Origin of the sequence: Streptomyces sp. NPDC047130 (assembly GCF_040643475.1) — a bacterium.
Lineage (GTDB): Bacteria > Actinomycetota > Actinomycetes > Streptomycetales > Streptomycetaceae > Streptomyces.
Map to the genome: position 1 here is coordinate 1 of NZ_JBEYUK010000014.1, position 24,869 is coordinate 24,869.

The 24,869-nt window shown below is 72.6% G+C and carries 24 protein-coding genes; 8 read left to right on the plus strand and 16 right to left on the minus strand.

Going from position 1 to position 24,869, the window contains the following annotated elements; genetic code table 11:
- Nucleotides 1-128: 128 nt before the first annotated feature.
- From ABZ836_RS18115 to ABZ836_RS18160, 10 genes are all read right to left on the minus strand, one after another.
- Nucleotides 129-965, minus strand: a complete 837-nt coding sequence (locus ABZ836_RS18115) for a fumarylacetoacetate hydrolase family protein (protein WP_356139020.1) — start codon at nt 963-965, stop codon at nt 129-131.
- Complete coding sequence (locus tag ABZ836_RS18120; protein ID WP_356139018.1) at nt 962-2,578, minus strand: FAD-dependent monooxygenase; 1,617 nt, start codon at nt 2,576-2,578, stop codon at nt 962-964. Before ABZ836_RS18120 ends, ABZ836_RS18115 begins: the two co-directional genes overlap by 4 nt.
- Entirely contained in the window at nt 2,575-4,563 is a 1,989-nt protein-coding gene (locus tag ABZ836_RS18125; protein WP_361143303.1) for an NAD(P)/FAD-dependent oxidoreductase, read from the minus strand. The genes ABZ836_RS18120 and ABZ836_RS18125 overlap by 4 nt, the downstream gene beginning before the upstream one ends.
- A gap of 53 nt (nt 4,564-4,616) precedes the next feature.
- The gene (locus ABZ836_RS18130) at nt 4,617-6,230 is read right to left on the minus strand and encodes a bifunctional 3-(3-hydroxy-phenyl)propionate/3-hydroxycinnamic acid hydroxylase (RefSeq protein ID WP_356139014.1); all 1,614 of its coding nucleotides are present in this window, start codon (nt 6,228-6,230) and stop codon (nt 4,617-4,619) included.
- Nucleotides 6,227-6,997, minus strand: coding sequence for an aldolase/citrate lyase family protein (locus ABZ836_RS18135; protein ID WP_356139012.1), 771 nt, complete (start codon nt 6,995-6,997; stop codon nt 6,227-6,229). Before ABZ836_RS18135 ends, ABZ836_RS18130 begins: the two co-directional genes overlap by 4 nt.
- Nucleotides 6,994-7,479, minus strand: a complete 486-nt coding sequence (locus ABZ836_RS18140; RefSeq protein WP_356139010.1) for a nuclear transport factor 2 family protein — start codon at nt 7,477-7,479, stop codon at nt 6,994-6,996. The genes ABZ836_RS18135 and ABZ836_RS18140 overlap by 4 nt, the downstream gene beginning before the upstream one ends.
- Before the next feature lie 7 nt (nt 7,480-7,486).
- Nucleotides 7,487-8,302, minus strand: coding sequence for a fumarylacetoacetate hydrolase family protein (locus ABZ836_RS18145; RefSeq protein ID WP_356139009.1), 816 nt, complete (start codon nt 8,300-8,302; stop codon nt 7,487-7,489).
- 22 nt (nt 8,303-8,324) lie between these two features.
- Entirely contained in the window at nt 8,325-9,224 is a 900-nt protein-coding gene (locus tag ABZ836_RS18150) for an alpha/beta fold hydrolase (protein ID WP_356139007.1), read from the minus strand.
- Nucleotides 9,221-10,156: a 3-carboxyethylcatechol 2,3-dioxygenase gene (locus ABZ836_RS18155; protein WP_356139005.1), complete on the minus strand. Its 936-nt coding sequence runs from the start codon at nt 10,154-10,156 to the stop codon at nt 9,221-9,223. The genes ABZ836_RS18150 and ABZ836_RS18155 overlap by 4 nt, the downstream gene beginning before the upstream one ends.
- A 75-nt stretch (nt 10,157-10,231) precedes the next feature.
- Nucleotides 10,232-11,593, minus strand: a complete 1,362-nt coding sequence (locus ABZ836_RS18160; protein WP_356139004.1) for an MFS transporter — start codon at nt 11,591-11,593, stop codon at nt 10,232-10,234.
- A 205-nt stretch (nt 11,594-11,798) separates the two neighbouring features.
- Here ABZ836_RS18160 and ABZ836_RS18165 point away from each other — a divergent pair, with 205 nt between their 5' ends.
- The 5 genes from ABZ836_RS18165 to ABZ836_RS18185 all read left to right on the plus strand — a co-directional run bounded on the left by ABZ836_RS18165 (nt 11,799) and on the right by ABZ836_RS18185 (nt 16,194).
- The gene (locus tag ABZ836_RS18165; protein WP_356139002.1) at nt 11,799-12,434 is read left to right on the plus strand and encodes a TetR family transcriptional regulator; all 636 of its coding nucleotides are present in this window, start codon (nt 11,799-11,801) and stop codon (nt 12,432-12,434) included.
- 69 nt (nt 12,435-12,503) lie between these two features.
- A complete protein-coding gene (locus ABZ836_RS18170; RefSeq protein WP_361143310.1) occupies nt 12,504-13,154 on the plus strand; it encodes an SDR family oxidoreductase in 651 nt (216 codons plus the stop codon).
- A 777-nt stretch (nt 13,155-13,931) separates the two neighbouring features.
- Entirely contained in the window at nt 13,932-14,285 is a 354-nt protein-coding gene (locus ABZ836_RS18175) for a hypothetical protein (protein WP_356138998.1), read from the plus strand.
- Nucleotides 14,286-14,407: 122 nt separating this feature from the next.
- The gene (locus tag ABZ836_RS18180; protein WP_361143313.1) at nt 14,408-15,583 is read left to right on the plus strand and encodes a radical SAM protein; all 1,176 of its coding nucleotides are present in this window, start codon (nt 14,408-14,410) and stop codon (nt 15,581-15,583) included.
- Nucleotides 15,584-15,588: 5 nt separating this feature from the next.
- Nucleotides 15,589-16,194 (plus strand): hypothetical protein, encoded by a 606-nt coding sequence (locus ABZ836_RS18185; protein ID WP_361143315.1) that lies wholly within the window; start codon nt 15,589-15,591, stop codon nt 16,192-16,194.
- Between the two features lie 134 nt (nt 16,195-16,328).
- Here the strand turns inward: ABZ836_RS18185 and ABZ836_RS18190 are convergent, their stop codons facing one another.
- The 4 genes from ABZ836_RS18190 to ABZ836_RS18205 all read right to left on the minus strand — a co-directional run bounded on the left by ABZ836_RS18190 (nt 16,329) and on the right by ABZ836_RS18205 (nt 20,530).
- Entirely contained in the window at nt 16,329-17,927 is a 1,599-nt protein-coding gene (locus ABZ836_RS18190) for a GMC oxidoreductase (RefSeq protein ID WP_361143318.1), read from the minus strand.
- A gap of 267 nt (nt 17,928-18,194) precedes the next feature.
- Nucleotides 18,195-19,682, minus strand: a complete 1,488-nt coding sequence (locus ABZ836_RS18195) for a SulP family inorganic anion transporter (RefSeq protein ID WP_361143321.1) — start codon at nt 19,680-19,682, stop codon at nt 18,195-18,197.
- Nucleotides 19,683-19,690: 8 nt separating this feature from the next.
- On the minus strand, nt 19,691-19,858 hold the full coding sequence (locus ABZ836_RS18200) for a hypothetical protein (RefSeq protein ID WP_361143324.1): 168 nt from the start codon (nt 19,856-19,858) through the stop codon (nt 19,691-19,693).
- A 252-nt stretch (nt 19,859-20,110) separates the two neighbouring features.
- Entirely contained in the window at nt 20,111-20,530 is a 420-nt protein-coding gene (locus ABZ836_RS18205; protein WP_361143327.1) for a hypothetical protein, read from the minus strand.
- Nucleotides 20,531-20,751: 221 nt separating this feature from the next.
- On the opposite strand from ABZ836_RS18205, the gene ABZ836_RS18210 reads away from it, so the two are divergent.
- The 3 genes from ABZ836_RS18210 to ABZ836_RS18220 all read left to right on the plus strand — a co-directional run bounded on the left by ABZ836_RS18210 (nt 20,752) and on the right by ABZ836_RS18220 (nt 22,590).
- The gene (locus ABZ836_RS18210) at nt 20,752-21,357 is read left to right on the plus strand and encodes a class I SAM-dependent methyltransferase (RefSeq protein ID WP_361143330.1); all 606 of its coding nucleotides are present in this window, start codon (nt 20,752-20,754) and stop codon (nt 21,355-21,357) included.
- Between the two features lie 113 nt (nt 21,358-21,470).
- Nucleotides 21,471-21,656: a hypothetical protein gene (locus ABZ836_RS18215; RefSeq protein ID WP_361143333.1), complete on the plus strand. Its 186-nt coding sequence runs from the start codon at nt 21,471-21,473 to the stop codon at nt 21,654-21,656.
- A gap of 10 nt (nt 21,657-21,666) precedes the next feature.
- Nucleotides 21,667-22,590: an aminoglycoside phosphotransferase family protein gene (locus tag ABZ836_RS18220; RefSeq protein ID WP_361143336.1), complete on the plus strand. Its 924-nt coding sequence runs from the start codon at nt 21,667-21,669 to the stop codon at nt 22,588-22,590.
- On the opposite strand, the gene ABZ836_RS18225 is transcribed toward ABZ836_RS18220, so the two are convergent.
- Together ABZ836_RS18225 and ABZ836_RS18230 are read right to left on the minus strand one after the other, a co-directional pair.
- A complete protein-coding gene (locus tag ABZ836_RS18225; protein WP_361143339.1) occupies nt 22,549-22,968 on the minus strand; it encodes a hypothetical protein in 420 nt (139 codons plus the stop codon). The genes ABZ836_RS18220 and ABZ836_RS18225 overlap by 42 nt on opposite strands.
- A 146-nt stretch (nt 22,969-23,114) precedes the next feature.
- A complete protein-coding gene (locus ABZ836_RS18230) occupies nt 23,115-24,842 on the minus strand; it encodes a cellulose binding domain-containing protein (protein WP_361143342.1) in 1,728 nt (575 codons plus the stop codon).
- Nucleotides 24,843-24,869 lie beyond the last annotated feature (27 nt).

Here is a 24,869-nt window from a genome sequence, read left to right on the forward strand (position 1 = left end):
TCACCGAGTCGGACCTGCCGTCCAAGGGCCAGCTCGGCTCCTACCAGCAGGCCGTCTACTACGGCGGCCCGTAACGCGCGGCCTCGGGGGGTACGGCCGCCGGGCGTCATGGCATCGCCCGGCGCCGGTCAGGGGACGTCGCGGACGGTGTTGCGCAGCGTGCCCAGTCCGGTGACCTCCACCTCGACGACGTCGCCGTCGACGAGGAAGCCAGGGGGATCCATGAAGAGCCCGACGCCGCCCGGCGTGCCGGTGACGACGACGTCCCCGGGGGAAAGCGGGGTGAAGGTGGTGACGTACTCGATGATCGACGGGATGTCGTTGACCAGGTCGGCGACCCTGCCGTGCTGGCGGACCTGGCCGTTGACCCTGGTCGTCAGTTCGAGTTCGGTGACGTCGCCGACCTCGTCGGCCGTCACCAGGCAGGGGCCGAAGCCACCGGTACCCGGCCAGGTCTTGCCGGGGAGCCACTGGCCGGCGGCACGCTGCCAGTCGCGTACCGAGAAGTCGTTGTACACGGCGTAGCCGGCGACATGGTCGTAGGCGTCCGCCTTGGTGACCTTGTGTGCGGGCCGGGAGATGACCAGGGCCACTTCGCCCTCGTAGTCGAACTGCGCGGTCTGCGTCGGCTTGAGGGCGTCCGCGCCGTGCCCCATCTGGCTGTCGGCGTAGCGGGCGAAGACGACCGGGGCCGCGGGGGCCGCCTTGCCGATCTCGTCCTGGTGGCTGCGGTAGTTGACGCCGATGCAGATGATCTTGCCGGGGTCCGGGACGACCGGGGCGAGACGTATCTCGCCGAGCGCCACCGGGTGATCGGTGTGCTGCGCCAGGGCGTCGAGGGAGCCGGCGGCGATGGCGGCGGTGAGCGAAGGCGCCGTGGAGGTCGCGTCGTAGACGGTCTCGCCGTCGAGACGGCCCCAGGCGATGCTGCCGTCGGTGCGGTAGTAGCTGACGAACCTGCTCATCGGATGGTCCTGTTCGGTGAGGGGAGAGGATGCGGAGCTGGGGAGGGGGCGGTGACGAAGGTGCGGAGGTGGTCGACGACTCGCGGCTCGCCGGTGGAGTCGAAGACAGCGGCTACGTAACGGTCCGGGCGCACCGCGACGAACACGGGACGGGCGCCGCCGCCGGACGTGAGCGCCGCGGTGGTCTCGGTGACCGCGCCCTCCGCCGGTGCGCCGCCGGGGGCGAGCACGTGCAGCCGCGTCGCGCCGATCGCCTCCCAGTAGGGGTCGACCGCCGGACCGGGCAGTGGGCCGCCGATCTGCAGCAGCGTCCAGCCGGGCCCGAGGTGGGAGTCGAGTCCGGCTTCGGCACCGGTGGCGTCACGTACGACCGGCTGGCTCAGGGCGCGGCCGACGGCCACGGAGGGAAGGGCGACACCGCGGGCGGGTACGGCGACCCCGCCGGTGGTGTCGGGCGGCGCGATGAACCGCATCTCGGCGAGGAAATGACTTACGCGCGGGATGCGGCCGACCGCCCGGACGACGGTGTCGCGCACGCGCGTGGCCACCGGGTGGGTCGCCATGACGACCGCGCCGACACGGCGCGAGACCCGCACCATCGCGGCTCCGTGGGTGCGGCGTTCGCCCTCGTAGGACTCCAGCAGCCGCTCGGTCGCTCCACCGGTGATCGCCGCGGTCAGTTTCCAGGCGAGGTTGGTGGCGTCGCGGATGCCGGCGTTCAGGCCCTGCCCGGCGAACGGTGGCATCAGGTGCGCGGCGTCCCCGACGAGGAAGGCGCGCCCCGCCCGGTAGGTCCGCGCGATGCGCTGGTGGGCGACGTACACGACGGCGCGGCGCACGTCGTCCGGTGCCAGCTCGGCGCGGAAGCGCGGCACGACCAGCTCACGGATCCGTTCCGGAGTCGTCATCTCCTCCGGGTCCTCGTGGTCGAAGAGCATGAACTCGATCCGCAGGCGTCCCCCGACACCGGGCACGAGGACGTACGGCCGCTGCCCGTCACCGTGGAACTCGGCGAACGGGTCCCGTACTCGCGGCTCGTTGAGCAGGTCGACCACGATCCACCGCTGCGGCTGGGTGGTGCCCACCAGGTCGATCCCGGCTGCCCGGCGGACGAAGCTGCGGCCGCCGTCCGCGCCGATCAGCCAGTCGGCGGTCAGGGTCCGCGTGCTCTGTCCGGTCGTCACCGCCAGGCCGACACCGTCGCCGTTTCGCGCAAGGGCGGTCGCCTCGGCGCCGCGCAGGAACTCGAGTCCGTCGTGCGCGACAGCCCGCTCCCACAGAAGCCGTTCCAGGACCGGCTGGTCGAACTGGGTCTTGGCGGGATGCCCCAACCGGGACGCCACCGGCCTCGCCTCGAGCAGGAGGCGGTCCCCGAGACCGAAGTAGCGGCTGCCGGTGTCGAGCAGGGACTCTGCCTTGAGCGCGTCGGCCACCCCGAGCCGCTCGAGGGTGCGGAACGACTCGTCCTGGAGGCTGATCGCACGGGGCAGATCGCCCGGAGCGGTCTCCTTCTCCACGAGCGTGGTCCGCACCCCCGCGTCGGCGAGCAGGAGGGCGGCGGTGAGCCCGATCGGACCGGCGCCCACCACGAGCACGTCACGCCGGGCGGTCACGACGCCGCCCCCGGCTTCGGACGGAGAGCGAAGTCGGTGTCGAAGTCGGCGCCCCGGGTCAGGTTCCAGTACTCGAGGTGGCTGTACGGCCACACCTGCGAGACCCGGCCGCGGGCGTTCTTGTACCAGGTACGCACCTGGGGCTGCCCCCACGCGCGCCGGGCGTTGCCCCGGTCGACCCAGGCGAGGAAGCGGTCCAGGGTCTCCTGCCGGACCTCGACCGACGCGGCCCGGCGCCGCAGCAGCTGGTGGATCGCCTCGACAGCGAACTCGACCCCGCACTCGATCATGAAGTGGAACTGGCCGTGCACCACGTAATTGGTGTTCGGGCCCTGGACGAGGAAGAGGTTCGGGAACCCGGGCACGCAGATGCCGGCCCAGGCCGTGGCGTCACCGTTCCAATGCTCCTTGAGCGTCTGCCCGGACGGTCCGGTGACCACGATCGGGTCCAGATAGTCGGAGGCCTTGAAACCGGTGGCGTAGACGACCACGTCGACCGGATGGTGCCTGCCGTCGGCGGTGACGATGCCGTCACGGGTGAACCGCTCGATCGGGGAGGTGACGAGCTCGGCGTGTTCCCGGTGGAGGGCACGCGCCCACACGCCGTTGTCACGGAGCATGCGCTTGCCGCCGGGGGGATACGCCGGCACGACGAGGTCGAGCATGTCGGGGCGGTCCGCCCACTGCTCGCGCAGAAACGCGGTGAGGGTCTCCCGCACCCGCAGATTGGTCGCCGACACCGAGTCGGTGCGCTCCCACCCGGGATCGACCTCGACGGTGTGCAGGCGTCCGGTGCGCGCGCCCCAGAACGCCTGGAAGCGGAACCACTGCCCGTAGTGCGGGAGGTGCTCGCTGAGCCAGGCCAGCGCCGCCGGCGTCGGGTCGTGATAGTTGGGCGCCGGAACCGTCCAGGGCCCCGACCGCTGGAAGACGTCGAGGTGGGCGACGCGGTCGACGATGGTCGGGACGATCTGGTAGGCGCTGGCGCCGGTGCCCACCACGGCGACGCGTTTGCCGGTCAGGTCCACGTCGTGGTCCCAGCGCGCGGAGTGCATCCGCACACCGCGGAAGTCGTCCTGCCCGGGGACGTCGGGGAGGTGCGGCTTCTCCAGCTGCCCGGTCGCGGCGACGACGGCGTGGAACCGCCGCCGCCGCTCGACGCCGTCGCGCCGCACGACGACCTCCCAGGTGGCCGAGGTGTCGTCCCAGGCCATCGACAGGACCTCGGTGTCGAACTCGACGTGTTCGCGCAGCTTGGCCCGGTCGACGATCTCGGCGGCGTACTCCTCGATCTCCGCCCCCTCGGCGTACGCGTTGGGCCAGTCGGCCCGCTGTGCGAAGGAGAAGCTGTAGCAGAAGGTCGGGGTGTCCAGACGGACGCCGGGGTAGGTGTTGGCCAGCCAGGTGCCGCCGACGTCGGGGTGCTTCTCGAACGCGACGAACGGCACGCCCGCCTGCTTGAGCCGGTACATCGCCGCGATGCCGCTCATGCCGGTGCCGATGACCGCGACCTGGAAGTCCCGGTCCGGCGCGACCTCCTCGACGCGCCAGGTGGGGGCCCCCGGGCGCCGGGGAAGCAGGCCGAGTTCGTGCATCATCAGCGCCGCGTCCTCGGCGTCCGCCCCGCCCGTGACGAAGTCGACGAGAACGCGGGCCTCCGCCGGGTCGAGCAGGCGGGGCCGGGTGAGCCGTTCGTCGCGGACCCGCTTGAGCGCGGGCAGCGCGAGGTCCCGTGCCCGCGCCTGCGCGGTCTCGCTCATGCCGCCGTGCGGCGGCGCCGTCGTGTCGACGGGGGGGAGCGGCGGGCGCAGCTCGGCCGGGATCAGCGTGTGGTCCCCGGTGAGCGCCGCCAGTGCCGTGAGCAGCGACGGCAGGTCGGCCTCCGCGACGACGCGTTCGAGGAAGGCGTCGTCCTCCGTGATGGGCGTGTACTCGTCGCGCCAGTACACGTCGTCGATCTGGACGACCTCGCTCGAATCGGTCATCGGCCCTCCATCGTGTTCGGCTGTTCGGGGGTTGTCCCGGGGGCGTTTCGGGGTCATGCGACGCGGGCGGCCTCGAAGACCTCGCCGAGCACGTCGTCGAGTTCTTGGGTGAGGCACTCGGCGGCGATCACATGGTCGGGGCGCAGGACGACGGCGCCGACCGGCCGCGCGTCGAACCAGGCCTGCAGGCCCGCCCCGCCCCCCAGGTCGCCGACGACGGTGACGCCGGCCGACGCCTGCTTGCGGGCCCAGGGCAGCTGCACCTTCGGCACCACCTGCACCAGGCGGGCGCCGAGGCGGTCGAGCACGGCGAGCCGCTCCGGGGACAGGAAGACCCGCGGGTCGTTGTTCCAGGTGATCACCCGCCAGCCCTGCCCGGTGGCCTCGTCGAGCAGCATCTCCACGCCGTCGCTGTCTGTGGCCCGCGGCTGCGGGAAGATCGCGCCGGCCAGCCGCGGCACGTCGCGCGCGGGCAGCGTCTTGTACGCCGGCAGCGGCGTGTGCACCACCACGCCCTTGTCGAACCGGGGCTGCGGCTTGAACGCCTGCCGCTTCTGGGCCTCCCGCTCCTCGGGGGTGCGGTTGGCGGCGATCCGGTCGCGCTCGGCGGCCTTCACGGGGTCGTGGTCGGTCATCTCCTTCGCCATGCCGAGGGAGACGGCCACCATCTGCGTGACGTGGCCCAGCCGTTCGGTCTCGTACGTGTCCAGCAGGGCGTCGGCGGCGAGGCCCTTGACGACGGCCGCCAGTTTCCAGCCGAGGTTGAAGGCGTCACGGATGCCGGAGTTCCAGCCCTGTCCGCCGACGACCGGCATCACATGGGCGGCGTCCCCGGCGAGGAAGATCCGCCCGTGCCGGAACCGCCCGGCGACGCGGGCGTGGTGGCGGTAGACGCGACGGCGGATGATGTCCAGCCGGGCCGGGTCGGGCACGTGCGGGGCCAGCAGGCCGAAGACGAACTCGTCGTCGTCGGCGAGGTCGGCGCTCTCGTGCTCGAAGAGCGTGAACTCCCAGCGGCGGATGCCGTGGGGCAGCGCGATGGAGGCGTAGCTGCGGGCCGGGTCGCCGCCGAAGACCGCGTGCGGCGTCCCGATCGGGTCGTTCGCGACATCGATCACCAGACCGTCGCTCGGCCTGGTCTCGCCCTCGAACGAGATGCCCAGGCGCTTGCGGGTGGGCGAGGCCCCGCCCTCGGCGGCGACGACGTACCGGGCGCGCAGCGTCCCGCCGTCCGCGAGGGCGGCGACCACGCCGTCGGCCTCCTCGGTCAGGTCCACGACCTCCGCGCCGAAGCGTGCGGCGGCGTTCGGGAACCGGTCCAGGCCCTCCAGCAGCACCCGGTCGACCAGCGGCTGCACGAAGCCGTTCCGGCGTGGCCAGCCGAACTCCCGGGTGGTCGGGTTGACCTCGGACAGGATCGTCCGGTCCCCGTTGACCATGTAGATCTTCTGGTCGGGGATGGTGTGCGGGAGCACCTCCTCGACGAGGCCGGCGGTCTGCATGACCCGCAGCGCCTCGTCGTCGATGCCCACGGCCCGCGGGTAGTCGACGAGTTCCCGCTCCCGCTCGACGACCAGGACGTCGACGCCCTGCTGCCCGAGCAGATTGGCCAGGGTCAGGCCGACGGGGCCGGCTCCCACGACGAGGACGTCGCACGTGATGGTCATGAGGTGCTCCTGGCGGATCGTGCCGACTCCAGTGCGGCGAGGGTGTCGTTGAACGCGCGGTTCAGCAGGACGAGGTCGATGCCGAGGCCGACGTAGTCGACCAGGCCGTCGGCGAACAGGGCGGCCGCGTACTCGGGCCGGCCGGAGTAGATGCCGAGGGTGACGCCGTGCGCGGTCGTCACCTCGCGCAGGTGCGTGATCGCCTCACGGACGGGGCCGTCCTCCCAGTCGCCGCGGCCGGGCAGGCCGTGGGTGACGGCCAGGTCGGCCGGACCGATGTACACCGAGTCCAGGCCCGGGGTGGAGACGATCTCCTCGGCCCGCTCGACACCGGCCCGGGTCTCGATCTGGACGACGGCGGACACCGCGTCGTTGCCGGCTTCGGTGTACACCTCGCCCGGGTAGAGCGCCGGCCGGGACGGGCCCAGGCTGCGGTTCCCCAGCGGCGGGTACTTGGTGGCGGCGACCAGTGCCTCGGCCTGGGCGCGGGACTCCACGGTGGGCGCCACGATGCCGCGCGCCCCGCTGTCGAGCAGGCGCAGGATCGGGGCCGGGTCGAGTGAGCCGACGCGCGCGTAGGCGTAGGTCTCGTCCCGCGGCAGGGAACGGAGGATCCCGCAGGCCGCCTCCAGGCCCAGCTCCCCGTGCTGGAGGTCGAGGATCACCCCGTCGTAGCCGGCGGCCGCGGCCCACTCCGGCAGGGAGAACGAGGGGAGGGACTGGTGGTAGAGGATTGGGTTGCCGCCGCCGAGGCCCGACCGCTTCACTGCGCCGGTCCTTCCTGTGCCCGCCCGGCCTCTTCCCGCCCGGCCAGCCGGGCGGCGTGCGCGGCGGCCGCCCGGCCGCCGAAGACCGGCACGATCTCGCGGCGGGCGAACAGCCACCGGCCGTCCACCCGCCGGTAGCGCTCGCGGAACTCGCCCACCGAGGCGGGCTGCGTCTGCGGCTCGTTGGTGTCGCGGAAGGTCAGGTACTGCACGGTTCCCTCGACCTCGTCGCCGTCCCGCACCAGGCGGATCCCGCCGATGAAGTGGCGGCCGACGACGTCGGTCTGCAGGGCGCGCCTGGCACCCCAGACCTTCATGGCCTCACGGTCCATGTCACCCATGGGCCCCACCGAGACGCCGTCCTCGGTGTAGAGCTCCCAGGTGGTGTCCGCCCGGTCGTGGTCCAGGCGGTAGAGCATCTCCGCGATGAGCTGCTCGATCTCGACGCGGGTGGCCGCGTCGACGGGACGGTAGTCGCTCATGTCCGTCTCAGCCCTTCGAATCGGCGGTCGCGACCACGCGACCGAGTCCTGTGATGGTGGCGACGCACTCGACGTCGGCGGGCCACGGCTCGATGTAGCCGATGGACCCGGAGAGCAGCACCTCGCCGGCGCGCAGCGGCTCGCCGGTGCGGATGGCGGTCGCGGCCAGCCAGACGATCGCGTTGACCGGGTCCCCGAGCACGTTGCTGCCGACGCCCCGGGTGATCTCGGTGCCGCCTGCGGTGATGACCATCTCCGCCCGCGTCAGGTCGACCTCGCCGTAGGGGTGCCGCTCCTCGCCGAGGACGACGCCACTGCAGCCGGCGTTGTCGGCGATGGTGTCCACGATCTGCCCCACCGATCCGCCGTAGCGGAAGTCGACGACCTCGAACGCGGGGGTCACGTGGTCGATCGCGGCCTCGACACTCTCCCGGGTGGCGTCGAGGACGTCGCTCCGCAGGACGAACGCGACCTCCGCCTCGATCAGCAGCCGGTTGTACCGCGACAGCGGCAGGCGAACCCCCGAGGCGTGCACCATGTCGTCGTGGATGACGCCGTAGTCGGGCTCGTCGATGCCCACGCGGGCCTGGACCAGCGGATTGGTCAGCCCGACCTTGCGACCCACCCGCCTCACCCCCAGCTCGCGCTCACGCAGCGCGGCGAACCCGGCGGAGATCGCGTAGGCCGCGTCGAGGTCGCGCTCGGGGAGCCGGGGGCTCACGTACGGCACGGTGTACACATCACGCTTGGCTTCGAACAGCTCGCGCGCGATCCGGTCAATGGTCTCCTGGGGGACGCCCACCACGGTCCTTTCGTCAGACACGGTTCGGTCGGACACGGTTCGGTCAGGGACGGTTTCGTCGGGCACGGCTCTTGAGGAAGGCGACCGCCGCGGCGTTGAACTCCGCGGCGCCCTCCCACTGCGGCCAGTGCGCGGCGCCCCGGACCAGCAGGAACTCGCCGTCCGGGATCAGCCGGCTCAGGCGCTCGCCCTCGGCCGCGTCGCCGGTCGGCTCGTTGTCGGTCCACACCATGAGCGCGGGGACCGGGAGCGCCGCGAAGTCCTCGTCGGTGACCCGGTTGCGCCATCGCCGCTCCGGCTCCCGCAGCGCGGAGACGTTCGCCATGCTGAAGCCCTCGCGGGCGTAGATCGCCTGGCGGACGCGGACCAGTTCGTCGGTGATGTTCTCCGGGTCGTGGATGACGACCTGCAGGCGCCTCTTCACGTTCTCGAAGGTCGGCTCGCTCACCGCCTGGGCGCTCACCGACTGCGTCCGGTCCAGCCGCGGCTCCCCGACGACCCGGCCGCCGGGGGCGGACAGGATCACCGTGTGCAGCCGGTCGGCGTGCTTCGGCGCGAACTTCAGCGCGAGCCAGCCCCCGAGGGACTCACCGGCGAGGTGCACGCGCTCCAGGGACAGCGCGTCGAGCAGCGCGAGCAGGTGCTCCTCGTAGTCGCGGATCTCCAGCGGATGGTCGGCCAGCGAGGTGTGGCCGTGGCCCGGGTAGTCGTAGCCGACCACCCGGAAGCCGGCCTCGACGAAAGCGCGGACGTTCTGCGTCCATGCCTCGATGTGGCCGCTGGTGCCGCTGGCCAGCACCACGGTCTGCGCGTCGGGGGCGGGCGAGGGGAAGTCCAGGACCCGGGTGCGGTAGCCGCCGGCGTCCACGTACCGCAGGGTGTGCTCGAGGTCCGCGATCTCCTCCCAGAAGGTCGCGAAGTGTGCGCGGTCGGTCCGGTTCACGCGGTCACCGCCGCCTGGATCGCGAAGCCCGCGCCCCACTTCTCGACCGGCCAGTAGTGGTCGACGGCCATGCGGTAGGAACCGGCGGTGGACAGCGCCGCGTAGGCGGCGATCCAGCTGCGCATCTCGTGCGCGGCCGAGCCGCCCTCCGCCAGGAACCAGCCGTTCTCCCAGTCGTCGACCGGGCCCAGGTCGCCGGAGCGGAGCACGTCGAGGACGAGCGTGTCCCACTCCTCGTTGAGAGGGTCGCTCGGCGCCTTGCCGTCGGCGATCGCCTGGATGCCCCGCACGATCATCTGCTCCCGCTCGTGCCGCTCCTCGGGCGAGGGCGCGTACGAGACCAGGCGCTCGTGCACGGTGCCGGGGGCGCCGTCCCAGCGGGGGATCGGCGGGCTGTGGGAGATGCCCCCCGAGGCGAGGAACAGCACCTTCCTGTCCATCGCCCGGGCGGCCCGGCCGAACGCCTCGCCCATCAGGCGCACCCGCCGCATCGGGGAGAGCGGCAGGCCGATCGCGTTCACGAACACCGGCACGATCGGCTGGGTGAAGCCCTTCCCGAACACGAAGTCGAGGGGCTGGACGATGCCGTGGTCGACCTTCATCCGCTCGCTGCGGCCGATGTCGACACCCTCGGCCAGCACCGCCGCGTGGAAGGTCCTCGCGGCGTCGCCGTCGACCGGGAGCGGCCCCGACGTGGTGCCGTAGTCACCGACGCCCTCGGCGACGGCGCCGATCACCCACGGCGTGATCAGGGAGTAGAGCTGGCCGTTGAAGTGGTCGGGTCCGAACACCACGACCAGGTCGGGGGCGTAGGCGGCGACGAATTCCCTGACCTCGTCGATGGCGGCGTTGATCTCGGCGAACGTGTCACCTCCCGGGTCGACGTTGCCGAAGGACGGTGCGTGGGAGAGAGCTGCGAGGGCGAGCGGCAAGGCTGGTCCCTTTCTCGGGCGGGGGGGTGGGGGGCCGGACCGGACCGGGTAACCGGCCCAGGAAGCGGACGACGGTCAGGCGGCCGCGGTGACGGTCTCGGGTTCGGAGCCGGCGGTCGGGGAGGCGGCGCGCGCCTGGCCGCGGTGGAGCACCAGCACGCAGACACCGGCGACTAGCATCGGCAGGGCGAAGACCGTGAAGGCGGTTTCCATGCCCATGCCCGCGTCGAAGGCCGCGCCGCCGACGATCGGGGCCGCGATGCCGCCGAACCGGCCGGCGCCGATGACGATGCCGAAGCCTGTCGAACGCGCCAGCGTCGGGTAGAGGGTCGGGACGATGGCGTAGAAGGCGGCGGTGCCCGAGCAGACGAAGAAGGACGCCAGGAAGAGGGTCCACCAGGCGGTGGGCATCTCCGGGCCGGCCAGGCCGAACAGCGAGAGGGCGCCGGTGGCGAGCACCAGGAAGACGGGGGCGAGGAGGCGGACGTTCACCCTTCCGCCGAGGAAACCGAAGAGCACGTTGCCGAGGATGCCGCCGATGCTGAAGGCCGTGACGAGCCGCGGTGCCAGCGCAGGGTCGCCGTTGCCGGCGGCGACGCTGCTCGGCGCCCAGTTCGTCATGAAGTAGAAGCTGAGCATGTAGGCGACATAACCGACGATCATCAGGATCGTGTAGCCGCCCGTGCGCCCGGTGAAGACGGTGCGCAGCGATCCCTTGCTGCCGGCGGTGGCGGGGTCGGGCTCCGGGAGGGCCGCGAGCGCCGGCCGGCGCATCTTCACCAGGAGGGCGTTGAGGCGGTCCAGGGAGTCGGCACGCCGTCCCTCGGAGAGCCAGGCGAGCGACTCCGGGAGGAGGGCGTAGGAGGCGACTGCGGCGACGGCGCTCAGCACGAAGCCGACCCACCAGCCGAACTGCCAGCCGCGCTCGCCCAGCATCGGGCCCACGATCATCGACCCGAGAAGCCCTCCGACGTTGATCGCGGCCGCCGATATCGCCATGACCAGCGCGTAGACCCGCCGGCCCGTGTACTCCGCCAGGATCACGCCGGTCACGGCCACCAGCGCGCCGACGCCGATACCGGTGACGATGCGGCTGATGACCAGGGGCCCGGTCCCGGTCTCCGGGGTGGCGAACGGGCCGATGAGCATGCCGATCGCGATGGTGGTCGTGGCGATGACGCCCATCCTGCGCCGGCCGATGCGGTCGGCGAGCGGCGCGACGACGATCGAACCGATCAGCATGCCGATGAGGGCGCCCGACATGACGAGTCCGAGCTGGGCCTTCGTCACACCGAAGCCCTGCTCGATGTACGGGGCGGCGAACGAGGTCAGCGAGACGTCGTATCCGTCGATCACGACGAGCATGATCGCGACGACGACGGCGCGGACCTGCAGTCCGCTCATCTTCCCTTGGGCGACCTGGTCGGTGACCTTCATGGGCGGCCTCTCTGCGGTCGGGAACCGCGGGTCGGCGGCATTGCCGCCCGCGGGTCGGAAGGCTGCGTCTGAACCACCGCCTTCCCGAATCTAGAATCTAGGTTCTAGGTTCTGGCTGGCGGTACAGTGACCGGCGAACGGGGTCGGCGTCAAGGGGTCGATCCGAGATTCGGTACAACTGCGGTCCGAGCGGCGAGGGGGAACAATGGCTGGCAGGCGGAAGGCCCACCGGGCGTCCGAGGAGTCCAAGCAGGCGATTCTTGAGGCCGTGCTCTCGCTGGCGGTCGAGGCCGGGTACGAGGGCACCACCATGGCCGACGTGGCCCGTGCGTCCGGTCTGCCGATCGGATCGGTCTACTGGCACTTCCAGAACAAGGAGCAGCTCTTCGTCGAGCTGCTCGAGTACTCCTTCGAGGTCTGGAAACGGACCAACGCCTCCGTCGGCGGCATGCGCGACCTGCTGCGGCGTACCATCGGCGAGTCGGCGGCTGCCTCCGCCAGCCTGGCCGAGCCGGCCGCCGCGTTCTGGAGCATCGGTCTGGTCTTCGCGTTCGAGCGGCGACTGGAGGACAACCTCGCCCGGCAGCGGTACCTCGCCATCCGCCAGGAGATGTTCGAGTTCGTCACCTCCCGGCTGCGGACGTCCTATCCGGGGGTCCCGGACGACGTCGCGGCCGCCTTGGCGCACGACATGGCGGTCATGGGTCGGGCCCTCACCGACGGCTTCCGCGTGGCCGCGGCCGCCGGCGACGACACGGACTTCGCCCGCTATGCGGAGCTGGCCGCCGACGCGCTCGAATCGTTGGTCGCCACCCGCCTGAAGGACTACGCGCATGCCTGAGACCCCCTCGTCCGCACACCAGAAGGTCGCCGTCGTCGTCGGAGGCGGATCCGGGATCGGTGCCGCTGTGTGCGGGAGTTCGCAGCCCACGGCTACCGGGTGGTCGCGATGTCCCCCTCGGGCCGGGCCCGGGCCCTTGCCGAATCACTCGGCGGCGCCGGTGTGGACGGCTCGAACACCAGCGTCGAGGACCTTCGGGCGTGCGTCGGCCTCGCGGTGTCGCGATACGGACGCATCGACGCGGTCGTCAACAGCAGCGGTCACGCGGCCCGGGGTCCGGTGCTCGAGATCACCGACGAGGAGTGGGCCGAGGGTGTCGACCTCTACCTGCTGAACGTCGTGCGCATGGCCCGCCTCGTGACGCCCCACCTGATCGATGCCGGTGGCGGCGCCATCGTGAACATCTCCACCTCCGGCGTCTTCGAGCCCAGCGCGAAGTTCCCGGTGTCGGCCACCATGCGGGCGGCGTTGGCCTCCTTCACCAAGCTGTACGCCTCCGAGTACGGCCCGCAGGGCATCCGGATGAACAACCTGCTCACCGGGCTGACCAAGGACGATCCCGCAGCGGTCCCGGCCGAGTGGACGAGCGGCATCCCGCTGCGCCGGGCGCAGAGCACGGCGGAGGCCGCCCGGATCGTACGCTTCCTCGCCGGCGACGAGTCGGCCTACATGACCGGGCAGAACGTCCGCGTCGACGGCGGAGAGACCCGGTCGGTCTGAGAGGGCGTCACGCGGCGCGGCGGGTTGCGGTTATGGGGTGACCGTCGTGACGGACGGACACACCGACCCCGCCGCCCGCGACCGTCTCGTGAGGGCGTTGAAGGCGCACGGTGCCTGCCGGGTGGACGTCGTCTGCCCCGGCAGGGTTCCGCCGGCGGCCTCCGGTCTGCTCACCGTGCGGCCCGGCCGCGCGCCCCGACATCGCGACGCCGCTCGGCGACACAGCGGTGCCGGACCGGGCGGGGGCTACGTCCTGCGCGTCCCGCGGGCCCGCAGCGCCGCCGGGCCGACGGTCCCGGCCCCCACCGGGGCGCCGTCGGCCCCCTGACGAGCCCACCGGCCCGGCAGCGCGTTCTCGCCACCCGCGTATCCCGCTCGCATCGGGTTCGACGCCTCCCGGGCGGGGTTCACCTGGGAATGCCCGAGCGCCGGACGGCGAAACGGTTTCCGGAAAATCGACCGAATCCTTGCGCGGATATTCGGCCCCGGGCACCGGAACAGGAAGAAGTCATAACGGGAGGACCCGCTTCCTGTTGACCGGCCGGAGGCGCTGCGTTTCAATACCGGCAGCGTCAGGCGTACGACAATGTTCATTGTCCTGGTGGATTTTCCCCGTCCAACCGGCCGGGTGATCTCCGGCGTCGGCGCTCCGGTTTTCGGCCATGAGGTACGTGTACCGCCGTGATGCGAAGTCGTGCTCGCACCTTGTACGTGTAGCGCCGTGCGCCGGCCCGACTCCTCGTGTCCGAAGGGCGCGTCCCCGGAAAAGGAGGAGTTATGAGAGCGGGCGATTCCAAGCGTTATCTCGCCTATCTGGCGACTGTTGCCGCAGGGCTGAGCGTGCCCGTGTTCGCGGGAGGGGCGGCCCAGGCCGCCGAGCCCACGACGGTCACCGTCTCCGACTCGGCACGTGCCGCGCTGGCCGCCCAGGCGGCGGAGGCGGACCAGCAGGCCGCGTCCGCCGACGGCCTGTTCGGGCAGTTCAACGAGATCTACAACAGGGTCTACAACGAGGTGATCAACCCCTACCTGCAACTGGGCCAGCCGTATCTCCAGGGCTTCACGCCGAGGTCGTCCGAGCACACGGCCGACGCCGCCCCGCTGAGCCGGATCCTCGACGACCTGTCCTGACGTCACCCGCCGGTGACCCGCGCACACCCCCACCGGCTCCGGACCGGATGCGGACCGCACGTCCCGGCCGCATCCGGTGATCCGCGGTTCCACGATTCCGAAGCGTGCGAGGAGAGACACGAGTGGCACAGGAAGCGTCCAGGCAGGTCCAGTTCGTGATCAAGATATCCAAGTTCTGCAATCTGAGATGCACCTATTGCTACGAGTTCGCCGAGCTCGGACAGCGTGAACGGATGAGCCTGGACCAACTGCGTTCCATGTACGTCCACATGCGCGACTACTACGTGAAAAGGGACCAGGAGGACGGGGTGCGGACGCACCTGCACATCGTCTGGCACGGTGGCGAACCATTGATGATCGAACCGGAATATTATTGGAAGAGCCTGGACGACCAGCGTGAAATCTTCGGCGATTCGCTGCAGGTGAGCAATTTCATCCAGACCAATCTCACCGTCCTCGACGACGAGCGGATCCGGCTTCTCCGGGACGGCTTCGACCACGTCGGTGTCTCCGTGGACCTCTTCAGCGGTCTGCGTGTCAACATCGCCGGCAGGGACCAGCAGAAGAATGTGGTCGCCAACATGGAGAGGCTGCGCGCCGAAGGCGTTCGCTTCGGCTGCATCACCGTGCTGACCAGGAAGAACCTGGGACGGGTGAAGGACACCTTCTCGTTCTACGCACAGGCGGGAATCGGTTTCAGGGTTCTCCCGCTCTTCGACGGCGCCTACGAGAACCAGCACGCGGCGTACGACATCACCGTCCCGGAGATCGTCTCCGCCCTCAACGAGATGGCCGACCTCTGGCTGGAGAGCGACACGCCCGTCCAGGTCGCCCCGCTGGACAGTCACTTCCAGATCGTGCTGCGCCACCTCAACCCCGACGCGCCACGTGTCTACTTCAACCAGCGCGAGTGGCTCTCGGTGATGGTCGTGAACACGCCCGGGGACGTCTACGCCTACGGCGATCCGTACGAGGACCCCGACGCTTCGCTGGGCAACATCTTCACGACCCCGATCGAGGAACTGCTGTCGGGACCGCGTTTCGACGCCTCGGCGACCGCCGCCGAGACCCGGATGGCCGCGAACTGCCTGAACTGCAAGTACTTCGGTGCTTGTTCGGGCGCCCCCATCGCGAGCAACCGGGACAACGTGCACACGGTCGTCGACGGGATCGCCGTCTGCGACGTCGAGCGAGTGGTGCTGGAGCACATCGAGAACCGGTTGCGGAACAGCGATGTCCTGGACCCCGACGGGCGGGTCGCGGCCGTGACGGCACCCACCGTCGATCCCGTCTCCTGACCCCGGTGGTCGCTGTCCCGGGGGGAAGGCCCCGGCGTTCCTCGGCGGGCTTCGAGGCGACGGTCACCTCGGCGGACGGCCCCCGCTCGTCCGTGCCCGACCCCCCGTTCCACGACGCCGCACCGCTGCTCGCCGTGACGCTGGAGGCCATGCCGGACGGTGACGGGCAGGCGCGGCTGCCGTTCCTGTACGTCGATCTGGACGGCCTGCCGGGAGCCGCGGCCGTCGTCCGGGGCGACCGCGGGCCGGGAACGGTCCTGGAGAAGGCACTGACGCTCTTCGTCCACAGCTCCGGCAACGGCTACGTCGGTATCACCGTCACGGAGCACGACCCGTCGCCCGCCGCCGGCCCCGGCGGAGGTCCGGGCTCCGTACCGCGCGTCCTGCGCGTGGCCGTCGATCCGGTCCGGCACGCGGAGGGACTCGCGGCCGCCGTACGCTGCGGACGGCTGGTGCTGGCCCATCAGCGGGAGACCGCGGCGGGTGAGCGCCACCGGTCCTTGCTGCAGGTCGGCGTGGACCGCGGACTCCTCGAACGAGTCGTCCGGGCGGCGCTCACCCACCCCCGCCGGGTACACGTCGCCCTGCGGGACGGGCCGCCCCGGGCCTGACCCCCCGGGGCGGACGGCCCTCAGAGCATGAGGCGGTCGTGGGGCTCCCCACCGAGGCTTAGGCGTCCGCTCATAACGCCCGGCTCAGAACCGGCTCAGAACCGGCTCAGAGCACCATGCTCAGAGCACCACGCTCAGAACACCGTGCCGACGTCCCGCGCGACGACGGCGTCCATGTTGCGCTCGGCGAGCGCCGCGATGGTCATCGACGGGTTGGCGGCACCGGTCGAACCGGGAATCAGGGCCCCGTCGTTGACGTAGAGGCCGCGCTGGCCGAGGACCCTGCCGTACGGGTCGCACACGGTGCCGATGGTGGCGCCGCCGAGGGGGTGGTAGGTGGTGGTGTCGAAGAGGGTGGTGTCGAGGAGCGGATTGCGCAGGTCCTCGGCGAGGCTCCCGCCGACGATCCCCCGCAGCCGGGCGCCGATCCGGCGGATGAGGTCGGCGTCGTAGGTCTGGCTCCAGTGCAGCACGGCGTCGTCGCGCAGGGGGTCGTACACGAAGCGGCCGCGGGGCTCGACGATGCCGAAGCCGATCAGACTGGTGGTGCCCAGGTCGACGGGGAACGGGATCGGGCCGTGGATGAGGGTGAGCGGGTCCTCCGGCGTGCTGTTGTCGCGCACGCCCACGCAGGCGGGGCCGCCCTGGAGCCGGCCGGGGGAGTCGCCGAGCGGGGTCCAGGAGAAGATGCGGTCGCCGTTGTTGCCCCACCGGGTGCCGACGGCGTCGGGCAGGTCCGGGACCAGGTCCTTGGCGCGGGCCTTGACCAGGAGACGGGTGGTGCCCGCCGACCCGGCGGCCAGGAACAGCGCGTCGGTGACGATCCTCCTGCGCTCGCGCACCCGCCCGTCGGTGGCGATCCGGTCCGTGTGCACCACCCACCGGCCGGCAGGGTCACGGGAGACGTCCCGCACGACGTGCAGGGGCGCGACCTCCACCCGCCCCGTCGCCTCCGCCGCGGCGAGGTAGGTGACGTCGACGGTGCGCTTGCCGCCGTTGTTCGCGCCGAGGATGACGTCCCCGGTGGAGTACGAGGGCCGCAGCTCGCCCCGCAGTTCACGCCGCACCCACTCCCAGTCGAGCGGCAGCGGCACCCGGTACGGGGTCAGTCCGGCGTCCGTCACCTCGTCGGCGAACTGCCGGGCCGCCCGGTAACGGGGGTGGGTCAGCACGTCGTCCGGCACCGGCGCGGGGCGCAGCACCGCGCTCACCCGCCGGTAGTAGTCCCGCTCGAAGGCCGCGTAGTCGAGCACGCCGGGCATGCAGGCCGTGAACGCGGCCTCGGTCGGCCGGACGGTCATCCCGTGGTAGACGAGCGAACCGCCGCCGATCCCCGCGCCGCAGATCACGTCCATGCCGATGCCGCGGACCCGTTCGACGACGCCGGTGTACGGCCGCCACACCGCCGGCGGGGACCCGGTGAACACGGGACCCGGCGTCAGCCAGGAGGCCCGCCGGTCCTGGCGGAACAGCCGCGGGAACACGTCGGCGTCCGGGGCCACGGGCCACCGGACACCGCGCTCCAGGACCAGGACGTCCACGCCCGCGCGGGCCAGCCGGAGCGCGGTGACCGCGCCGCCGAACCCGGTGCCGACGACCACGGCACGCCTGCGGTCCTCCACCGCGCCTCGTCCCCCGGCCGCCGGTGAGGCCGCCGCCGGCCGCGGGCCCGCCGCACCGGCCAGCGCGGCCGCCGCCGCGCCCTTGAGGAACACCCTGCGCCCTGTCCCCACGTCCGCCCTCCCTCGCCGACGGGTGCCACGCAGCCGTGGCCCACGGGCGTGGAACGCTAACGGGACCGACGGCCCGGCATTCGTGCGATGGACCGCCAATTCACCCGAAAGGGCTACGGGTCCTGCCCCGTAGCCCTGTCAGGACGATCGGTCGGGCTGATCGGCCAGGCCCATTCGCCGGGCGAGGCCCGTCGGGCGGGGCGCCCGCCGGGCGAGGCCCGTCGGGCGAGGCGCCCGCCGGGCGAGGCCCGTCGGGCGGGGCGCCCGTCAGGTGGGGCCGGCCTTCGCCACCGCCGGTATGGTCACCGTGACCGGGCAGGCCTCCGGCCGGCCGTGCCGTTCCGCCCAGTTCTGCAGGGCGGTCCGGCAGGCGTGGTCGAGGTGGTGGAGGCCGGAGAGGTCCAGCTGGACCGGCCGGTCGTGCGGCAGCGCCTCGAGGGTGTCCAGGATCTTCGGCAGCCGCAGGAACGTGGCGTTGCCCGACAGGCGGGCCAGCACCGGGCCCTCGCCCCGGTCGACGACCTCCAACTGCAGGTGGGACGCCTCCCAGGCGGTCTTGACCACGGACAGCGCCAGCCCGATCAGCACGCCCTCGAACATGTTGACCGCGACGATGGACACCGCCGTGACCACCAGGATCAGCGCCTCGCCGCGGTGGGCCCGCCACAGCGCCGCCACGCCCCGGAAGGGGATCAGTTTCCAGCCCGCGTGGACCAGGACACCGGCGAGCGCGGGCAGCGGGATCAGCGCCAGGGCCCCCGGCAGCAGCGCCGCGAACAGCAGCAGCCACACGCCGTGCAGCACGCGGGAGGCCTTGGTCCGGGCGCCGGCCTGGACGTTGGCGGAGCTCCGCACGATCACCGCGGTCATCGGCAGGGCGCCCAGGACACCGCACACCGTGTTGCCCACCCCCTGGGCCACCAGCTCCTTGTCGTACTCGGTGCGCGGGCCGTCGTGCATCCGGTCCACCGCGGCGGCGCTGAACAGGCTCTCGGCCGAGGCGATCAGCACGAACGCCAGCACCGTGCCCAGCACCCCGACGCCGGCGAGGGCGGAGAGCTCGTCGAGGCCCGGCACGTCGACGGAGCCGAGCAGCCCTCGCACCTCGACGGTGGCGACGGGCAGGTCGAGGACGAGCACGGCCAGGGTCGACAGCACCACCGCGGCGAGCGCCCCCGGGACGGCGTGCAGCCGGCTCGGCAGTTTCCTCCAGCCGACCAGGACGATCACGGTGCCCGCGCCGACGGCGAGGGAGACCAGGGCCGTGGTGGACCCGAGGGCGTCCACCAGCGCCCCGGGCAGCCCGGCGATCTTGCCGAGGCCCGAGGCGGGCGCCGTCAGGCCGGCCGCCGCGTACAGCTGACCGGCGATGATCACCAGGCCGATGCCCGCCAGCATGCCCTCCACGACGGAGACCGAGATCGCCCGGAACCAGCGACCCCACCGGAGCAGCCCCATGGCGACCTGGAGCAGCCCGGCGGCCAGAACCACGGCGCCGAGCATGGCGAGGCCGTAGGCGGAGACCGCTTCGTACACCAGCACCGTCAGACCGGCGGCGGGGCCGGAGACCTGCAGGCTGCTGCCGCGCATCAGCCCGGTGACGAGGCCGCCCACGATGCCGGTCACCAGACCGAGCTCCGCGGGGACGCCGGAGGCGACGGCGACGCCGACGCACAGCGGGACGGCCACCAGGAACACCACCAGGGAGGCCGTGAAGTCCTGCCGGAGATGGGGGAATCGCGTGCGCAGGCTCATCGCGCCCCTCACCGGGCCCGGACGACGTCGGAGTGGACAACGATGTCGAGCACGGCGGACGCCTGGAGCGCGCGCCCGGTCGTGGCCGGCGAGGGCGTCACCCGGCAGCCGGAGCCGGAGCCGGCACCGGCACCGGAGGCGGGAAGGCAGCGGGCATGGTCGAGCAAGGTGTTCATGTGGGGGTTCCTCCTGGCGCGCCCGTGGGGCGCGTCGGTGTGTCGGCATGTCTGTCGGCACGGGAAGAGCGCGCACGGCGCCACGACCGCGGGTCCGGAAGACGTCCGGACCGGCGGGCGGAAGCCGTCGCCGACCGGCCGCACCACGCGACGGACCGGCCGGGGCGGGGCCCTCGGGCAGCGGACGTGCGGGTGTGGCGGTGGCGTGACGTGGAGTTGCCGGGCTTCGGCCGTGCGGGCGCGCGGGGACGCTCAGCAGCGCAGCACCTGGAGGGAGGCCAGTGAGGGGGTCTTCGGGGCCCGGGACACCGAGGCCGGCGTCACCCGCTCGGTGACGGACGGTCCGGCCAGGTGGTCCCGCACGGGGAAGGCGAGCACGGGATGCGGCACCTGGGGCGCGGGAGCCGTCCGCAGCCGGTCATGGCCGCGGAGCCGGCTCGGCTCGGAGTCGTGCCCCCTGCCCTCACGAAGGGTGACCGTTTCTCCTGTCCCGCCGCCCGGCGTCCGGTGCTCGGCGTGACCCGCCGCCAGGGCGGACGAACGCTCCGCGGACACGGAGGCGGAACCGGCCGGAACGGATGCCCCGAGGGCTTCCATTCCGAGGATCTGCAGGGCGACCAGGACGACGGCGGGCACGAACCACAGGAAGCGGAACAGCAATCCGCGTGCCATAGGCATCCTTCCGCCCGGTCGAACCGTTGCCGTGCCGGTATCAGCGTGCCACACGGAACGGGGTCGACGGTTAACTCCAAGTGACGAAAGTGGGGTCGTGATCGGTGCGCACGGAGCAGGGCGGGGCGCTCCGCGGCGCGTGTGCTCCCCCCGGCCGCATCCGCGCGCCGGTGCGTTCACCCGTCCGGGGAGGCGTGCCGCGGGAACCTATAGTGGGCCGCATGAGCCGTTGGAACGACCTGACCGGGGGAACGTCCGGCGAGGACTACGCCGCGCGGTTCGCGGCGCTGGCCCGGAGCGGGAAGGACGTGCACGGGGAGGCGCGGTTCTGTTCCGCCCTGGTGCCGCCCGGGGCGCGGGTGCTGGACGCCGGGTGCGGCACCGGCCGGGTGATGATCCGGCTCGCGGAACTCGGGTACGACTGCGTCGGCGTCGACCTGGACGCGTCGATGCTGGCGGTGGCGCGGCGGCAGCGGCCCGACCTGCCCTGGCACCAGGTAGACCTCGCGGAGTTCGAGCCGCGGGCGCTCGGCGTCGCCCCCGACTTCGACCTGGTGGTCGCCGCCGGCAACGTCCTCCAGCTGGTCGCCGAGGACACCGCCGCCACGGTGGTCCGGCGACTGGCCGCGGCGCTGCGCCCGGGAGGGCTGCTGGTCGCCGGCTTCGGCCTCGACGAGCAGCACCTGCCCGTCGCGCCCACGCTCACCCTGAGGCAGTACGACGACCACTGCGCCGCGGCCGGCCTCGCCCCCGTCGAGCGCTTCGGCACGTGGGACGCCGACCCGTACGACGGCGGCGGATACGCGGTCAGCGTCCATCACCGCTGAGCGGGCGGAGTCCGGGCCAAGGCGTGGAAGGGCTGCCGGGGGCGCCGTTTGCCTGCGAGGATGACGGGGACCGGCACACGAACGCACCGATGATCGAACACAGGGGGAAGAGCATGATCGTGCTCGTACTGGGGGTCGTCGTCCTGCTCGTCGTCGGGGGCTGTGTCTGCGTCTACCGGGCGGCCCGGGGAGACGCCCCGCGGTGGGCGCGCGGTGTGGCCAGGGTGACGCTGCTCGGCAGCGAACTGGCCCGCAGCGCCGGCCGGGGTTCCGGTTCGCGGGGGAGCGACGACGACTAGGCGCCTGTCCATGAGAGACCGTGAGGACCTGACCGCCGAACTCGTCCGGGAGTTGCTGCGCGAGCAGCAACCCGACCTGGCGGAACGGCCCGTGACGCTCGGTGCGCGCGGCTGGGACAACCAACTCTGGCGTGTCGGCGACGACTTGGCCGTGCGGCTGCCCTGGGCGACGGAGTCCGCCGACGAGTTGCTGCTCAAGGAGCACGCCTGGCTTCCCTCGCTGGCCCCGCGGCTTCCCCTGCCGGTGCCCGTCCCGCAGCGGCTCGGGACGCCCTCCGACCGGTTCCCCCGGCCGTGGATCGTCACGACCTGGGTTCCGGGGACCCCCGCCGACCGCGCCCCCGTCACCCGGGGCGCGCAGGAGGCCGACGCGCTGGCCCGGTTTTTGACCGCGCTGCACCGCCCCGCTCCCGACGGCGCGCCGACCGGGCGGGACCGCCGCGGGGGGCCGCTGGCCGACCACGCCGAGGGAGTCGCCCAAGGGCTGGACGCGGCCGAGGAGTTAGGGCTGATCCCCGCCCCGGACGCCGTCCGCGCGGTCTGGGAGGACGCCCTCGCCGCGCCCGCCTGGGACGGGCCCCCGGTGTGGATCCACGGCGACCTCCACCCGGCCAACGTCCTCACCGCGGACGGCGGCCTCTGCGGCGTGATCGACTTCGGCGAACTGTGCGCGGGCGACCCGGCGTGCGATCTCGCCGCCCCGTGGATCCTGCTGCCCGACGGCGGCGTCGACCGCTTCCACGCCGCTTACCGGCCCGCCGCGGACCCGGCGACACTGCGCCGCGCCCGCGGCTGGGCGGTGATCAAAGGACTCGGGGGCGTCTTCGTGGGGGACGCGGGCGTCCACGGGCGGCCGGGCGGGAAGCGCACCTGGGGGCCGCCGGCCCACGCCTCACTGCGGCGTCTCGCGGCGAACGCGGGCCGACCGGACTGACTGGGCCGGCCGGGCCGGCCGGGCCGGCCGTGCGGCCGTGCGGCTGCGGCGAGCCTCGCGGACGAAGTGCCGGGCGAAGAGGAACGCGCCGCGGACGAGCAGGACGTTGAGGACGGCGCCGGTGGCGTGGGGCACCAGGAGGGAGAGCGGGCCGAGGCCGGTGCCCGACAGGTCGGGCCAGGCGGCCGACAGGCCCAGGAGGAGGACCGTGACCACGGTGGAGCCGGGGAAGGCCGCCAGGGTCAGGGCGGCGCTCCATCCGTCCGGCTGTCCGGCGAGGTCGTGGGTGACCGAGGCCGCGGTGACCAGCAGCAGGTAGGCCGCCGCCGCGATCCTGACCGCCCTGCCCCGGCGGTGCCGGGAGGTGTCCTGTGCCATCGGGTTTCCGTCTCTCGAGTGCGGAGCGCGCGGAGGGGCGCGCGACGGGCCACGCGACGGGCCCGCGTCCCGAGGAACGCGGGCCCGCTGGGGCGCCATTATTGAACATGTTCAAGAAGGTTGTCGCCCCGGAGGTGCGGACCTGGTCAGCTCGCCGTGCAGGTGAGGCCGGCCGGGGCGGTGGTGCCGCCGTCGGCCGTGTAGCCGAAGGTGACGGACGCGCCGGCCCCGACGGCGCCGTTCCACGTGGCGTTGCGGACCGTCACGGCGCCGGTGGACCCGGTGTTGACGCCGTTCCAGACGCTCGTGAGGGTCTGGCCGGAACCGAGGGTCAGGCCGACGGACCAGCCGCTCAGGGCGGTGGTGCCGGTGTTGCGGACCGTCACCTCGCCCTGGTGGCCGCCGTTCCAGCTGTTGACCGTGCGGTGGGCCGCCGAGCAGCCGGCGCCGGGCGTGCCGCCGGTGGAGCCGGAGGTCGTACCGGCCGTCGTGCCGGTGGTGGTGCCGGTGGTCGTGCCCGTGGTGGTGCCGGAGGTCGTGCCGCCGGTCGTCGTGCCGCCGGTCGTGCCCGACGTCGTGCCGGTGGTGGTGCCGCCGGACGTGCCGCCGTCGGCGAGGGTGGGCGTCGTCCAGCTGCGCCAGTTGGACAGGCTGCCCGCCTTGGAGGGGGCGACCCGGAACACACCGGGGCCGCTGCCCGAGTTCTTCAGGAAGGCGTTGATGCTCTGCTGCATCGGCGTGCGCCACTCGGAGCGGGCGGCGCAGTGGGTGCCGTCCTGGACGTCCGACCAGTACGAGATCGCGTTCTGCGCGCCGAGGGCCTTGTAGATCTCCGCGCCGCCGAGCGCGGCCACGCTGCCGGAGCGCGCGGCCAGCCAGTCGACGTGCGGGTTCTCCATGACGAACAGGCCGCGCGGCGCGATCATGCCGATCATCTGGTGGGTGTCCACCGGCAGGCCTGCGGGGTTCCCGGTGTACGAGGTGAACGCGTCGCCCAGCCAGGGCTGTTCGCCGTAGGCGCTGCTCAGGGGCTGGGCCCCGCTCTCGCCGTTGACGCCGCGGAGGATCGGGGCGCCACCGGTGCCGGACTCCACGGGCATGGTGAGCGCGATCCGCTGGTCGAAGGCCCCGGCGACGAAGGCGCCCTTGCCGTAGCGGGAGCAGCCGGTGACGCCCAGGGAGTCGCCCCGCAGGACCGTGCCGCCCGACTGCTGGACGACGTCGATGATCCGGCTGACGCCCCAGGACCAGGCCATCAGCAGGCCGGTGGAGCTGGTGTTGCCGTAGAGCGTGTAGAAGGCGCCCTGCTTGTTGTTCCGGGCGGTGCCCTCACGGCCGACGGCGAGCGGATCGAAACTGATGACGGCGGCGCCGGCCGCCTTGATGGTGGCGGTGTCCGCGCCCAGCCCGCCGATGACGATCACGGCGGGGAACGGGCCGCTGCCGCTGGGCAGTTCGACCTTCGCGGAGAAGGTGGCGCGGCGGCCCTGGTCGGAGACGTCGACGGTGATGCCGGTGGAGGAGACCGTGCCGGTCACCGTGGGCTTCGCCGGCTTCTGGCCGTACACGGTGCGCTCGGCCAGCTCCCTGATCTCCGCCCGGCGGCAGCGCCAGTCGGCCTTGCTGGTGACGCCGGTGCCGTCGATCCGGGTGAACGGGTCGGGCAGTTGGGAGGTGGAGCCGGCCGGTGTGCCGCCCACGGGGCAGTCGGCGCCCTCGTCCTCGACGGCGGACGCGGCGACGGTCCGGACGTCGGTGAGGGGGAGCGCCGGCGCGGCGTCCGCCCGGGGGTCGAGGAGGGCGAGCACCAGGCTCGCGGTCGCGGCGAGCGCGGCCACGGCCCACGCCCAGGGGCGGTGCAGTGATAAGCGCATGGGACCTCCGGTGGGCGGGCGCGGCAG

Coding starts and splice junctions, on each gene's coding strand:
- ABZ836_RS18115 (WP_356139020.1), bottom strand. CDS start 965: ATGAGCAGGTTCGTCAGCTACTACCGCACCGACGGCAGCATCGCCTGG.
- ABZ836_RS18125 (WP_361143303.1), bottom strand. CDS start 4,563: ATGACCGATTCGAGCGAGGTCGTCCAGATCGACGACGTGTACTGGCGC.
- ABZ836_RS18130 (WP_356139014.1), bottom strand. CDS start 6,230: ATGACCATCACGTGCGACGTCCTCGTCGTGGGAGCCGGCCCCGTCGGC.
- ABZ836_RS18140 (WP_356139010.1), bottom strand. CDS start 7,479: ATGAGCGACTACCGTCCCGTCGACGCGGCCACCCGCGTCGAGATCGAG.
- ABZ836_RS18160 (WP_356139004.1), bottom strand. CDS start 11,593: ATGAAGGTCACCGACCAGGTCGCCCAAGGGAAGATGAGCGGACTGCAG.
- ABZ836_RS18165 (WP_356139002.1), top strand. CDS start 11,799: ATGGCTGGCAGGCGGAAGGCCCACCGGGCGTCCGAGGAGTCCAAGCAG.
- ABZ836_RS18175 (WP_356138998.1), top strand. CDS start 13,932: ATGAGAGCGGGCGATTCCAAGCGTTATCTCGCCTATCTGGCGACTGTT.
- ABZ836_RS18195 (WP_361143321.1), bottom strand. CDS start 19,682: ATGAGCCTGCGCACGCGATTCCCCCATCTCCGGCAGGACTTCACGGCC.
- ABZ836_RS18200 (WP_361143324.1), bottom strand. CDS start 19,858: ATGAACACCTTGCTCGACCATGCCCGCTGCCTTCCCGCCTCCGGTGCC.
- ABZ836_RS18205 (WP_361143327.1), bottom strand. CDS start 20,530: ATGGCACGCGGATTGCTGTTCCGCTTCCTGTGGTTCGTGCCCGCCGTC.
- ABZ836_RS18210 (WP_361143330.1), top strand. CDS start 20,752: ATGAGCCGTTGGAACGACCTGACCGGGGGAACGTCCGGCGAGGACTAC.
- ABZ836_RS18215 (WP_361143333.1), top strand. CDS start 21,471: ATGATCGTGCTCGTACTGGGGGTCGTCGTCCTGCTCGTCGTCGGGGGC.
- ABZ836_RS18220 (WP_361143336.1), top strand. CDS start 21,667: ATGAGAGACCGTGAGGACCTGACCGCCGAACTCGTCCGGGAGTTGCTG.
- ABZ836_RS18225 (WP_361143339.1), bottom strand. CDS start 22,968: ATGGCACAGGACACCTCCCGGCACCGCCGGGGCAGGGCGGTCAGGATC.
- ABZ836_RS18230 (WP_361143342.1), bottom strand. CDS start 24,842: ATGCGCTTATCACTGCACCGCCCCTGGGCGTGGGCCGTGGCCGCGCTC.